Genomic DNA, 12,365 nt, shown 5'->3' with positions numbered 1-12,365 from the left:
CTCACGAACCCGCCTCGGCCAGCAGCTCCGCCCGCAGCCGCGCGGCGGAGCGGAGCAGCGCCGCCGCCTCCGCCTGGTCCTCGGCCGGCGTCAGCTCGCCGTGCGCCAACCCCAGCGCGGTCGCCACCCGCTCGATCCCGCCCAACTCCTCCCGGGCCCCCGTGCCGAGCGCGGCGGTGCACCCCCGCGCCTCGTCCCGACAGAAGTAGGCCAGCTCGCAGACCGCGAGGCAGTCCGGCGAATACCGCGCCTCCACCGCGTGCAGCGACTCGACGATCGCACCCGGCGGCCGGGTCGGCGCCCCGGCCGCGTCCGGCGCCAGGTCGAAGCTCAGGCCCGCCGGCAGCGCCGCCAGCATCTGGTCGACCTTCGTCATCCGGCTGAGCTGGCGGCGCAACACGGACAACTGCCGGCGTACGTCGACCAGCACCGCCATCGGCTGGTTGGAGAAGTCGCGCGGGCAGACCAGCACCACGTCGTGCGACACGACCGTCGGATCGAATCCGGCGTCGGCCAGCAGCTCCCGCATCGCCAGCACGTAGACGGCGGCCTGGATCGCCGCCGCCGACACCTTGCTCGGGTCGGCCTGCCCGTCGACCACCGCGAACGACTTGACCTCCACCACGTGGAACCGGCCGTCATGCTGGAACGCGATCAGGTCCGGCTCCAGGTAGACCCGCTGCCCGGCCACCTCCAGCCGGAGCAGCGGATGGTCGAAGAGCGAGCCGACGCCCTCCGCCCCGGACGCGGACCGGGTGAGCAGCGCCCGGGTACGGGCGTACCGGACCTCGTTGCTCTCCCGCTCCGCCGCGCTCACCGACTCGACGTCGTCGTAGCCGACCTCGGGGATCGGCAGCCCGAGCCGTTCCCGGAGCAGGCGGACCAGTTCGGCACAGCCGTCCGCCTTCACCTGCGCCTCGAACGCGTTGCCCCGGGTGATGGCGAACCGCGACTGACCGAACCGGGCCGGGAAGCCGACGTGCGCGACGAGCCGCTGCTTGTCCACGCCCGCGCCGTCCAGCACCGCCCGCCGGACACAGCCGGGATTGCGGGTCAGCGCGGCGATGGTACGGGCGTTGTGCCGTACCGGCACCGCACCGCCGCGCAGCGCGGCCAGCCGTTCGCCGGTGCTCGTCATGTCGTCCCCCTGAGCGTCCACGGGCGCAGCCATGACGGGTGATCGTACAAGCGTCGGTCCCGCCGAACGGTGGACGGCGGTCGAGGTCTGTCCCGACACCTTCCGGTTCAGGTTCCGGGATCGGGACATTCCCGAGCGGGCTGTCGGGGGACAGCTCCGATCAGTGCGGCACGGGCGCGGGCGCCTCGGCGGTCAGGTGCTCGCGCGCGTACCGCAGCGCCTCGCGCAGGTCGTCCTCGCGCTCGGCCCGGCTCTTCGCCCGCCGGGTGGAGACCTCCACCGCGACCGAGCCGCCGAACCCGCGGGCCGCCAGCGACCCCAGCAGCTCCGCGCAGGGCTGGGTGCCCCGGCCCGGCACCAGGTGCTCGTCGCGCCCCTCGCCGGTGCCGTCCCCGAGGTGTACGTGGGCCAGCTTGCCGCCCATCGTGTCCGCCATCTCCAGCGCGTCGCTGTGCGAGGCGGCGCAGTGCGACAGGTCCAGGGTGTAGGCGTCGTACCCGGTGTCGGTCGGGTTCCAGCCCGGCATGTACGGCACGAACTCCCGGCCGGCCATCCGGACCGGGTACATGTTCTCCACCGCGAACCGGACTCCCGGATGTTCACCGCCGAGCGCGCCCAGCCCGTCCGCGAACGACCGGGCGTAGTCCCGCTGCCAGGTGAAGGGCGGGTGCACCACCACGGTCGACGCCCCCAGCTCCTCGGCCAGGACCGCCGAGCGCCGCAGCCGCTCCCACGGGTCCGAACTCCAGACCCGCTGGGTGACCAGCAGGCAGGGCGAGTGCACCGACAGCACCGGCACCCCGTAGTGGGTCGCCAGGCCGCGCAGCGCCCCCGCGTCCTGGCTCACCGCGTCGGTCCAGACCATCACCTCGACGCCGTCATAGCCGAGGGCGGCGGCCATCTCGAAGGCCGCCGCCGTCGGCTCGGGGAAGACCGACGAGCTGGACAGGAGTACGCGGGTGCTCACGTACTTCAGCGTAGCCTGATCCGGACAATCCCACTCGGGACGAGTTGGCGCATAGCGCCCATTCAGCACCCGTCCCCGCAGCTCAGACCGGCCCGGTGGCCGGTTCCAACTGATCCAGCCGGCGCAGGATCACACCCTCGCGCAGCGCCCACGGGCAGATGTCCAGCGTCTCCACCCCGAGCCGGCGCATCACCGCCTCGGCCACGACCGCCCCGGCGAGCAGTTGGTGGGCCCGGCGGGCGCTGACCCCCTCCAGCTCGGCCAGCTTGCTCGGCGGGATGTGCCGGATGAAGCCGATCACCTGCCGCAGCCCGGTCCGGGACAGGCTGCGCGGCGTCCAGAGCCCCTTCCCGGACGGGGCCGCCCCGGCCAGCCGGGCCAGGGTCCGGAACGTCTTGCTGGTGGCGACCGGCCGGTCCCAGTCCGCCTCCGCCATCTTCTCCACCACCGGATCGAGGGTCGTCTCGACGTACTCCTCGAGTTCCGTCACGGCCTGGGCCGACGGGGCCGTCGTCGTCTCCGGCTCCAGCCCGAGCCGGTCCCGGGTCAGCCGGCCGGCGCCGAGCGGCAGCGACAGAGCGAGGTTCGGTTCCTCGTCGATGCCGGCCGCCAGCTCCAGCGAGCCGCCGCCGATGTCCAGCACCAGCAGCCGCCCCGCCGACCAGCCGAACCACCGCCGTACGGCGAGGAAGGTCATCCGGGCCTCGTCCGCGCCGGAGAGCACCTGGAGGCGTACCCCGGTCTCCTCCCGGACCCGGGCCAGCACCTGCGGCGCGTTGGTGGCGTCCCGGACCGCGGAGGTCGCGAACGCCAGCACGTCGTCGGCGGTGAGCCGGGCCGCGGACATCTTCGCCTCGGTCACCGCCGCGACCAGCGCGTCCGCCCCGACCTCGGTCAACGCCCCGTCCGGGCCGATCTGCTCGGCCAGCCGCAGCACCGCCTTCTCCGAGTGCGCGGGCCAGGGGTGGGCGCCGTGGTGGGCGTCCACGACGAGAAGGTGCACCGTGTTGGAGCCGACATCAAGCACGCCGAGTCGCATAGCAAGACACTAGACCGCAGGTGGCGGGGCGATACCGGGCGTACGCTGACCGGGTGGCAGCACGTGAACCGTTCCGGATCCTGGTGGACGACCCCGCCGACCCCCGCAGCCGGGAGGTCCCGCTCGACTTCCCCCGGGAGTGGATCGAGTTCACCGACCCAGCCGATCCCGAGCACCTGATCCGGGCCGACCTGACCTGGCTGCTCTCCCGCTGGACCTGCGTGTTCGGCAAGGCCTGCCACGGCATCATCGCCGGGCGCGCCGAGGACGGCTGCTGCTCGCACGGCGCCTTCTTCACCGACGCCGACGACGAGAAGCGGGTCCGGGCGGCGGTCAAGCGGCTCACCCCGCAGACCTGGCAGCACTTCCGGCGCGGCTTCAAGAACTACACCGAGGTCGACTCCGTCGACGGCGAGACGCCGGCCCGGCGCACCGCGACCCGCGGCGAGGACGCCCCGTGCGTCTTCCTCAACGAGGCGGACTTCCCCGGCGGGGGCGGCTGCGCGCTGCACGCCCAGGCGCTGCGCGACGGCGTACACCCGCTGGAATACAAGCCGGACGTCTGCTGGCAGCTCCCGGTCCGCCGGGACCAGGACTGGGTCAAGCGCCCCGACGGTACGAAGGTGCTGGTCTCCACGCTCGGCGAGTTCGACCGGCGGGGCTGGGGCGCGGGCGGGCACGACCTCGACTGGTGGTGCACCTCCTCCCCGGAGGCGCACGTCGGCACCGAGCCGATGTACCTGTCGTACTCCCCGGAGCTGACCGCGCTGATCGGCAAGGCGGCGTACGCGCAGCTGGCCGAGCTCTGCGCGGAGCGGGTCCGGCGCGGTCTGGTGGCCACCCACCCGGCCACCGCCGGGGCCGACCCGGTGCTGCGCGACCAGGAGGGCGGCCGGGAACCGGCCAGCCCGCGCGCGGCCGCCGCCGGCCGCCGTCCGGCGCAGCGGACCATCGCCGGCCGGTAGCGCCCACCGGCCGGTAATCGGCCCACGGCCCGGTCGCGGCCTACGGCTCGAACTTGTAGCCCAGGCCCCGCACCGTGACGATGAACCGCGGCGTCGACGGCTCCGGCTCGACCTTCGACCGCAGCCGCTTCACGTGGACGTCGAGGGTCTTCGTGTCGCCGACGTAGTCCGCGCCCCAGACCCGGTCGATCAACTGCCCCCGGGTCAACACCCGGCCCGCGTTGCGGAGCAGCAGCTCCAGCAGCTCGAACTCCTTCAGCGGAAGCTGCACGGCCGACCCGTCGACGGTCACCACGTGCCGCTCGATGTCCATCCGGACCGGCCCGGCGGCCAGGGTCGGGGTGCCCGGCTCCACGGTCTCGTTGCCCCGCCGCCGCAGTACGGCCCGGACCCGGGCCACCAGCTCCCGCGGCGAGTACGGCTTGGTGACGTAGTCGTCCGCGCCGATCTCCAGCCCGACCACCTTGTCGATCTCACTGTCCCGGGCGGTGACCATGATGATCGGCACCTGGGAGCGCTGGCGGAGCTGCCGGCACACCTCCGTACCGGACATCTCGGGCAGCATCAGGTCCAGCAGCACGATGTCCGCGCCGGTACGGTCGAACTCGGTCAGCGCGGCGGTACCGGTGGCCGCCGCCGAGACCTCGAACCCCTCCTTGCGCAGCAGATAGGAGAGGGCGTCGGAGAACGACTCCTCGTCCTCGACCACGAGTACGCGGGCCACGGCGTTCCTTTCTCTGTCGGTGCGGACCGGGATCAGCCGGCCACACCGGTTTCGATCTCGACTGACGGGGCGGGGGGCAGGAAGGCGTCCGGCGGGTGGGCGGGGAGCCGCAGCGTGAACGTCGACCCACCACCAAGAGTGCTCGACACCTCGACCCGGCCGCCATGGTTGGTCGCGATGTGTTTCACGATAGCCAGCCCGAGCCCGGTGCCACCGGTCTGCCGGGAGCGGGCCTGGTCGGCCCGGTAGAAGCGTTCGAAGATCCGGTCCACGTCGTCCGGGGCGATGCCGATGCCCTGGTCGGTGACGGCGATCTCGATGTGGTCCGCGCTGCGCCGGGTGGTCACCGTCACCTGGGTCCCCTCGCCGGAGTACGCGATCGCGTTCTCCACCAGGTTGCTCACCGCCGTGGCCATCTGGCTGTCGCTGCCGTACACGGTCAGCTCGCGGTCGCCCTCGACGACCACACCGACCTGGCGGGCCGCCGCGGCGGTACGGGTCCGGTCGACCACCTCGGCGGTGACCCAGTCCAGCGGGACCGGGTCGGGGGCCGGCAGCGGCTCGGCGCCCTGCAACCGGGTGAGTTCCAGCAGCTCGTTGACGAGCTTGCCGAGCCGGGTCGACTCGTGCTGGATCCGCACGGCGAAGCGGCGCGCCGCGGCCATGTCCTCGGCCGGGTCGAGCATCCCGTTCCCGTCCCGGTCGGTGGCGTCGAGCAGCGCCTCGGCGAGCAGCTGCAACGCCCCGATCGGGGTCTTCAGCTCGTGGCTGACGTTGGCCACGAAGTCCCGGCGCACCCGGGCGACCCGGTGCGACTCGGTCACGTCCGCCGCCTCCACGGCGACGTACCCGGCGCCGATCCCCATCGCCCGCAGGTGCACGCCGAGCGGGTCCTGCGCCCCGCCCTCCCGGCCGCGCGGCAGGTCCAGCTCGACCTCCCGGCGTACGCCGGTGCGTCGCACCTGCCCGGCCAGGGTGCGGATGATCGGGTGCGCGGCGACGGTGCCCGGGGTGGCGCCGACCCGCAGCAGCCCCATCGCCCGGGCGGCCGGATTCACCAGCACCGGGACATCGTGGTTGTCGAGGACGACCACGCCGACCCGCAGCGAATCGAGGCTTTTCCGGCCGAGTCCGGACAGCCCGGCCTGCTCGTCGTTGCCGATGGCCGACCTCCCGCTGCCTCGTGCGCCGCCCCGGTCCCCGAAGCGGGCCCGCAGGGGCGACCAGCCGGCGATACGGTGGCGGAGCGGGCCCAGGAACAGCCCGATGCCCAGCCCGCCGAGAACGCCCGCCACCACCCCCCACTCCACGCGGCCGATCGTAGGGTCATCGTTAACCTGTCGACCAGGCGAAATTGGGCGAATCACGCCCCCATCAGGAATTGTTCACCCGCCGGCCCGGTGCCGTTCACCACTGTTCACCACACTTGCCCCGGGCCCGCCTACCGTGGTCGGGGCAGCGCCGGCCCCCCGCCGCACGGCGAAGACGACCAGGACGTGACACATGCGCGAAGAGTTCCGGACCGACCTCAACATCGTGAGCCAACTGCTGGTGGACATGGCCGAGGCGGTCCGGGTGGCCATGCGCCAGGCCACCCGCGCGCTGCTCACCGCCGACCGGAAGGCGGCGGAGGCGGTCATCGCCCAGGACGCCGAGGTCGACTCCCTCTTCCGGCACGTCGAGGAGCGGGTCTTCGACCTGCTGGCCCGGCAGGCCCCGGTCGCCTCCGACCTGCGCGCCCTGGTCACCGCCCTGCACGTCGCCGCCGACCTGGAGCGGATGGGCGACCTCGCCGACCACGTCGCCAAGACCGCGCTGCGCCGGCACCCCTCGCCGGCCGTACCGGCCGAACTGCGCGGGGTCTTCACCGAGATGTCCGGTTGCGCCGACCGGATCGCCGACAAGATCGCGAACGTGCTCTCCAAGCCCGACGCCACCCTCGCCGCCGAGCTGGACCGGGACGACGACGCGATGGACGACCTGCACCGGCAGCTCTTCGCGGTGCTGCTCGACGACGACTGGCCGTACGGCGTGGAGACCGCCATCGACGCGACCCTGCTGGGCCGCTTCTACGAGCGGTACGCCGACCACGCGGTCAACGCGGGCCGGCGCATCGTCTACCTGGTCACCGGCGAACCCGCCACCCGCGAGCCCCAGGAGTAAGGAAGGGCCCCTTCCTATCGCTTTTTGTATAGGAAGGGGCCCTTCTTAACGTCTCTGAACCTCAGCGGCCCTGGTTGGCGACCGCCGCGGCGGCCTCCCGGGCGGCGTCCGGGTCGAGGTAGCTGCCGCCGGTGGTCAGCGGACGCAGCGACTTGTCGAGGTCGTAGCGCAGCGGGATGCCGGTCGGGATGTTGAGCTTGGCGATCGCCTCGTCGGAGACCCCGTCCAGGTGCTTGACCAGGGCCCGCAGCGAGTTGCCGTGCGCCGCCACCAGCACCGTACGGCCGGCGAGGATGTCCGGCACGATCGAGTCGTACCAGTAGGGCAGCATCCGCTCCACGACGTCCTTCAGGCACTCCGTGCGGGGCATCAGCTCGGGCGGGAGCAGGGCGTAGCGCGGGTCGCCGGCCTGGGACCACTCGTCACCGTCCGCGATCGGCGGCGGCGGGGTGTCGTACGAGCGGCGCCAGAGCATGAACTGCTCCTCGCCGTACTCGGCCAGGGTCTGCCGCTTGTCCTTGCCCTGGAGTGCGCCGTAGTGCCGCTCGTTGAGCCGCCAGGACCGCCGTACGGCGATCCAGTGCCGGTCGACGGCGTGCAGCGCCAGCTCACCGGTGCGGATGGCCCGGCGCAGCACGCTGGTGTGCATCACGTCGGGCAGCAGGCCGTGCTCCCGGAGCAGCTCGCCGCCGCGCCGGGCCTCCTCCTCGCCCTTGTCCGTGAGATCCACGTCGACCCAGCCGGTGAAGAGGTTCTTGGCGTTCCAGTCGCTCTGGCCGTGCCGGAGCAGCACCAGGGTGCCCACCGCGGCTCCCTCGCCGGCCACCGGGGCACCGTCCGGCCCAGTCCTCGTGCTCGCAGTCATGCGCCTCATCCTGCCGGACCGCCCCGACGGGTACGCGCCGACCCGGGGTGACGACCAACACGTGGAAAAACGGATGACCCGCACTGAGCTGCCCGACTAACTTCGTAAGGCATTTTGCGGCAGGCGGTCATTACGCATCGGGGGGCGACGTGCGGACGGTCCGAGGTTGGCTTCGGGACACCGCTGGCGGGCTACCGGGGGCGTTCTGGTACCTCTGGGCCGGCACCCTGATCAACCGCCTCGGCTCGTTCGTGATCGTCTTTCTCGCCATCTACCTGACCACGGTGCGGGGCTTCTCCGAGTTCGAGGCGGGCCTGGTGCTCGGCCTCTGGGGTGCCGGCGGCGCGGCCGGCACGCTCGGCGGCGGGGTGCTCGCCGACCGCTGGGGCCGGCGCCCCACCCTGCTCACCGCGCACCTCGGCGCGGCCACCATGATGCTGCTGCTCGGCCTGGCCCGGGAGCTGTGGCTGGTCGCGCTCGGCGCGCTGCTGCTCGGGATGTTCGCCGAGGCGGCCCGGCCGGCGTTCGGGGCGATGCTGGTCGACGTGGTGCCGGAACGGGACCGGCTGCGCGCCTTCACCCTCAACTACTGGGCGATCAACCTCGGCTTCGCCTGCGCGGGGTTACTGGCCGGACTGGCCGCCGAGGCCAGCTACCTGCTGCTCTTCGTCGTCGACGCGGCGACCACGCTGGTCACGGCGACGATCATCTTCACCCGGGTCGGCGAGACCCGGGGGCTGCGCAGCCGCCCGGTCAGCGGCGCGGTCGAGCCGGCCCCGCACCGCGGCGGGCTGGGTACCGCGCTGTCGGACCGGGTCTTCCTCGGCTTCGTCGCGCTCAACGTGCTGCTCGCCGTGGTCTTCATGCAGCACATCTCGATGCTGCCGATCGCGATGGGCGCCGACGGGCTCTCGCCGGCCACGTACGGCGCGGTGATCGCGGTCAACGGGGTGCTGATCGTCGCCGGGCAACTCTTCGTACCCCGGTTGATCGCCGGACGCAGCCGCTCCCACGTACTGGCCCTGGCGGCGGTGGTGGTCGGCGTCGGCTTCGGCCTCACCGCGTTCGCGGACGCCGCCTGGTTCTACGTGGTCACCGTGCTGATCTGGACGCTCGGCGAGATGTTGAACTCGCCCTCCAACTCCACCCTGATCGCGGAACTCTCCCCGTCCGCGCTGCGCGGCCGGTACCAGGGAGTCTTCTCGCTCTCCTGGTCGCTGGCGGCCTTCGCCGCGCCGATCGCCGGCGGCTTCGTCCGGCAGCAGTTCGGCGACGCGGCGCTCTGGTTGGGCTGCGCGCTGATCGGCGTCGTGGCGGCGCTGGCGCACCTGCTCTCCGGCCCGGCCCGGGAGCGCCGGGCCGCCGAGCTGCGCCGGGTCGAGGCGGGGGCCACCGCGGCCACGGCCTCCGCCGCGGCCTGAACACCCCGGGAGGAGACGTCCGGTCCCGGCTGGCGAAGTATTACGTAATTACGTAAGCTTTGGTCATGGGCCTGGAAGAGCGCGTCGCCGAGCTGGAGCGCCGACTCGCCGCGCTGGAACGTCACGCGGCCGGGTCGGGGGCGGATCCCGACCGGGACGGCCGGGGCCGCGCCGCCCAGCCGGCGGACCCGGACTTCTGGGCGCTGGAGGGGCTCAAGGACCGGCTGGCGAAGGCGGGTGCCGACGCCGGCGCGGTGCTGTTCACCGGTTCGGTCCGGCTGCCCACCCACGAGCGCTACGACTGGCAGTACGGGCTCCCCGTCGAGGCGATCCTCGACGACCCGGAGAACTGGTCGGCGGCGTCGGAGTCGCTGGCCGCACTCGGCCATCCGGTCCGGATGCGCCTGCTCCGGGAGATCCTGGCCGGCCGCCGCACCGTGGCCGAGCTGACCGAACTGGAGGGCATCGGCACCACCGGGCAGGCGTACCACCACCTGCGGCAACTGAGCGCCGCCGGTTGGCTGCACAGCCCGGGCCGGGGCCGCTACGAGGTACCGCCGGGCCGGGTCGTCCCGCTGCTGGTGGTGCTGGTCGCCGCCCGTGCATGACCGGAACCGACCGGAGGAGATGACGACCGTGCTCAAGACCGTGATGATCCTGTACCGGCTCAGTTGGCGGGTGTTCCTCGTCCTCCTGGTGGCCGGCTTCCTCGTGGACTTCCCGATGGTGTGGGGCTGGGTAACGCTGGGATGCGCCTTCGTCCTGCGGGTGGTCGCGGAGCGGCTGGCCCGCCCGGCCCGGGGGGCCGCGCCGCCGACGCCGGTGGAGGTCGAGGCGCCGGTCACCGGACGCTGGTCCGCGTTGAACAGCCCGGCGGACAAGGTGCCCAGCCACGGCCTGCACGGCTACGGCCAGGCGTACGCGATCGACGTGGTGGCGGAGCCGCAGGACCGGCCGCGCCCCCGTTTCGGCTGGTGGCCACTGGCCCGGCGGAACCGCGACTTTCCGGCTTTCGGGGCCGAGCTGCTGGCCGTCGCCGACGGCACCGTGGCGCGGGCCGTGGACCGCAACCGCGACCACCTCAGCCGCAACTCCTGGCCGGCGGTGTTCTACCTCAGCGTCGAGGGGCTCTTCCGGGAGGTCGTCGGCCCGGGACAGATCCTCGGCAACCACCTGGTCCTCGACCTCGGCGACGGCCGGTACGCCGCGTACGCGCACCTGCGGCGGGGCTCCCTGCTCGTCCGGCCCGGCGACCGGGTACGCGCGGGGCAACCGGTGGCCCGCTGCGGCAACTCCGGCAACTCCAGCGAGCCACACGTGCACTTCCAGCTCATGGACGACCCCGATCCGGACATCGCCCGGGGCCTGCCGTTCACCTGGCGGGGCGTCGGCGTACCGGGGAACGGGACGGTCTTCACCGCCGAGCCGGCGCGGCAGATTAGCTGAACGAACGCGTCCCGGCGGGGAAAACGGACACCCGCGCTATTGGTGACGGAAAACCGACACCGGAACCATTTGTGGGAAGAATGGCCCGGCGGCGGCGGGCGACGCTCACCCCCGTAAGCGTCGCCCGCACACACCGCCGGTTACAGGTGGCGCCGTCCCCCAACGGCATAAGTGCCACCCGTCCCCCAACGCCGTCGCTCGGTGCACGGATCTGTTCGATCCGCCGCTCCCCCGAACGTTTCCGAGCGTGGCGCGGGCAATAACGTTAGTTGTCGCCGGATCGGCCGCACAACCCGGGCTCTCTGTCTCGCCGGTCACACCGGGTGGTACGGGCACGTTCCAGCACCTCACAAACCACAACCGCCGGGCAGTCCTACCGCATTCCCGGCCCTCATCCGTCCTCGCGCTCCGGCGACTCGGTACGGAAGAAATTGCTCTTCCGGCCGTCGGAAAGCTGCTCCTGATAGATGAAATTGAGACCGCGAAGGTCGAAGGTGTGGAACCACTCGTCCCAGCTGACCGGCCGCAGCCTGCCCCCTTCCCGCCAACCCGGGAAGTCAAACGTCAGCACCCCGAGTCGGCCTTCCCGCTCGGTCCCCTCGATGGTCGCCGGCTGCGCGTTCCGGCCCTCCGCCCACCGCCGGATCACATCGTGGTCGCGGGTCACCAGGCTTCGCCCCGGGCGCTCCGGCTGGTCCTGAGGCGAGGAGATCGGCTGGGAGTACTTCAGGGACCGGGACACGCCGCCGCCCTGCTGGCCCTGGCCACCGCCGGTGGCCGCCTTCCGGGCGCCGGTGGCCTTGCCCGCCGGGGCGTTCTTTGCCGGGGACTTCTTCGCCGGGGCCTTCTTCGCCGGGGCGTTCCTCGCGGCGCCCGCCCTGGCCGGCGTCGCCTTCGTGCCGGCACTCTTGCGTGCGCCCGCCGCCCTCGCCGTCGTGGCCTTGGCCCCGGTGGCCTTCGCCCCGGTGGCCCGGGCGCCCGTCGCCTTCGCCCCGCTCGTCTTGCGGGCACCCGTCGTCTTGCGGGCACCCGTCGCCTTGCGGGCACCCGTCGCCTTGCGGGCACCTGTCGCCCTGGCGCCCGCGCTGGCCCCGGTGGCCTTCCGCGCCCCGGCGGCCCGCCCCGGCGGGGCCTTCTTCGCGGCGGTCTTCCGCGCGCTCGTGCCCTGTCGGGCGGTGACCGTCTGCCGGGTACCGGTGCTCTTCCGAGCCGCGACCGTCTTGCGGGCCGGCGCCTTCTTCGCCGCCGCCCGGGTACCCGGCGCCTTTCTGGCCGTCGCCCGGCTGGCCGGCGCCTTTCTGGCCGTCGCCCGGCTGGCCGGGGCCTTCTTGGCCGTTGCCCGGCTGGCCGGCGCCTTCTTCGCAGCCGCCTTGGTGCCCGCGGTCCGCTTCGCGGTGGCCCGCTGCCCGGCCGCCTTCTTCGCCGGGGTGGCGCGCTTCGCGGGTGCCGCACCGGTCTTCTTCGCCGCGGTGCCGCCCCGGCTCTCCGCCCGGAGGGTACGGACCAGGCTCTTCACCAGGTCGGGCTTGCGGAGCGCGGAAATTCCCGTGACGCCCCGCTTTTTGAGCTGCCCCCGGATGTCATCGGCCTTCATCTGACCGATCTTGTTCTCGCTGATCTCGGCCGTGCTGCTGGGC

At 72.9% G+C, this 12,365-nt stretch carries 11 protein-coding genes and 1 pseudogene; 5 read left to right on the top strand and 7 right to left on the bottom strand.

Annotation, left to right across the window (positions count from 1 at the left end):
• Nucleotide 1: 1 nt before the first annotated feature.
• From ACQEUR_RS09370 to ACQEUR_RS09360, 3 genes are all read right to left on the bottom strand, one after another.
• Nucleotides 2–1,171 carry a hypothetical protein gene (locus tag ACQEUR_RS09370; protein WP_433028455.1) on the bottom strand — a complete coding sequence of 390 codons (1,170 nt, stop codon included), beginning with the start codon at nt 1,169–1,171 and terminating at the stop codon, nt 2–4.
• Between the two features lie 127 nt (nt 1,172–1,298).
• Complete coding sequence (locus ACQEUR_RS09365; RefSeq protein ID WP_433028977.1) at nt 1,299–2,039, bottom strand: sugar phosphate isomerase/epimerase family protein; 741 nt, start codon at nt 2,037–2,039, stop codon at nt 1,299–1,301.
• A gap of 148 nt (nt 2,040–2,187) precedes the next feature.
• On the bottom strand, nt 2,188–3,144 hold the full coding sequence (locus ACQEUR_RS09360) for a Ppx/GppA phosphatase family protein (protein ID WP_433028452.1): 957 nt from the start codon (nt 3,142–3,144) through the stop codon (nt 2,188–2,190).
• 77 nt (nt 3,145–3,221) lie between these two features.
• Between ACQEUR_RS09360 and ACQEUR_RS09355 the strand changes: the two genes are divergently transcribed.
• Nucleotides 3,222–4,109: a hypothetical protein gene (locus ACQEUR_RS09355; protein WP_433028975.1), complete on the top strand. Its 888-nt coding sequence runs from the start codon at nt 3,222–3,224 to the stop codon at nt 4,107–4,109.
• Nucleotides 4,110–4,149: 40 nt separating this feature from the next.
• On the opposite strand, the gene ACQEUR_RS09350 is transcribed toward ACQEUR_RS09355, so the two are convergent.
• The gene (locus ACQEUR_RS09350; protein WP_377417080.1) at nt 4,150–4,833 is read right to left on the bottom strand and encodes a response regulator; all 684 of its coding nucleotides are present in this window, start codon (nt 4,831–4,833) and stop codon (nt 4,150–4,152) included.
• Between the two features lie 32 nt (nt 4,834–4,865).
• Nucleotides 4,866–6,143, bottom strand: coding sequence for a sensor histidine kinase (locus tag ACQEUR_RS09345; RefSeq protein WP_433028448.1), 1,278 nt, complete (start codon nt 6,141–6,143; stop codon nt 4,866–4,868).
• Nucleotides 6,144–6,336: 193 nt separating this feature from the next.
• Here ACQEUR_RS09345 and phoU point away from each other — a divergent pair, with 193 nt between their 5' ends.
• Entirely contained in the window at nt 6,337–6,996 is a 660-nt protein-coding gene (gene phoU / locus ACQEUR_RS09340) for a phosphate signaling complex protein PhoU (protein WP_433028445.1), read from the top strand.
• Nucleotides 6,997–7,057: 61 nt separating this feature from the next.
• Here phoU and ACQEUR_RS09335 read toward each other — a convergent pair whose 3' ends face one another.
• Nucleotides 7,058–7,861 (bottom strand): phosphoglyceromutase, encoded by an 804-nt coding sequence (locus ACQEUR_RS09335; RefSeq protein ID WP_433028442.1) that lies wholly within the window; start codon nt 7,859–7,861, stop codon nt 7,058–7,060.
• Between the two features lie 149 nt (nt 7,862–8,010).
• On the opposite strand from ACQEUR_RS09335, the gene ACQEUR_RS09330 reads away from it, so the two are divergent.
• The 3 genes from ACQEUR_RS09330 to ACQEUR_RS09320 all read left to right on the top strand — a co-directional run bounded on the left by ACQEUR_RS09330 (nt 8,011) and on the right by ACQEUR_RS09320 (nt 10,728).
• Nucleotides 8,011–9,282: an MDR family MFS transporter gene (locus ACQEUR_RS09330; protein WP_433028439.1), complete on the top strand. Its 1,272-nt coding sequence runs from the start codon at nt 8,011–8,013 to the stop codon at nt 9,280–9,282.
• A gap of 65 nt (nt 9,283–9,347) precedes the next feature.
• Nucleotides 9,348–9,890 carry an ArsR/SmtB family transcription factor gene (locus ACQEUR_RS09325; protein WP_433028436.1) on the top strand — a complete coding sequence of 181 codons (543 nt, stop codon included), beginning with the start codon at nt 9,348–9,350 and terminating at the stop codon, nt 9,888–9,890.
• A 19-nt stretch (nt 9,891–9,909) separates the two neighbouring features.
• Nucleotides 9,910–10,728: a M23 family metallopeptidase gene (locus ACQEUR_RS09320; protein ID WP_433028433.1), complete on the top strand. Its 819-nt coding sequence runs from the start codon at nt 9,910–9,912 to the stop codon at nt 10,726–10,728.
• 391 nt (nt 10,729–11,119) lie between these two features.
• Here the strand turns inward: ACQEUR_RS09320 and ACQEUR_RS09315 are convergent.
• Nucleotides 11,120–11,662 (bottom strand): annotated as a pseudogene (locus tag ACQEUR_RS09315) (hypothetical protein); the annotation flags it as partial.
• Nucleotides 11,663–12,365 lie beyond the last annotated feature (703 nt).

The organism is Plantactinospora sp. CA-290183 (genome assembly GCF_050936375.1).
Taxonomy (GTDB): Bacteria; Actinomycetota; Actinomycetes; order Mycobacteriales; family Micromonosporaceae; genus Plantactinospora.
The sequence above is the reverse complement of the archived record's forward strand: the minus strand, read 5'-3'. Positions and strand labels throughout refer to the sequence as shown.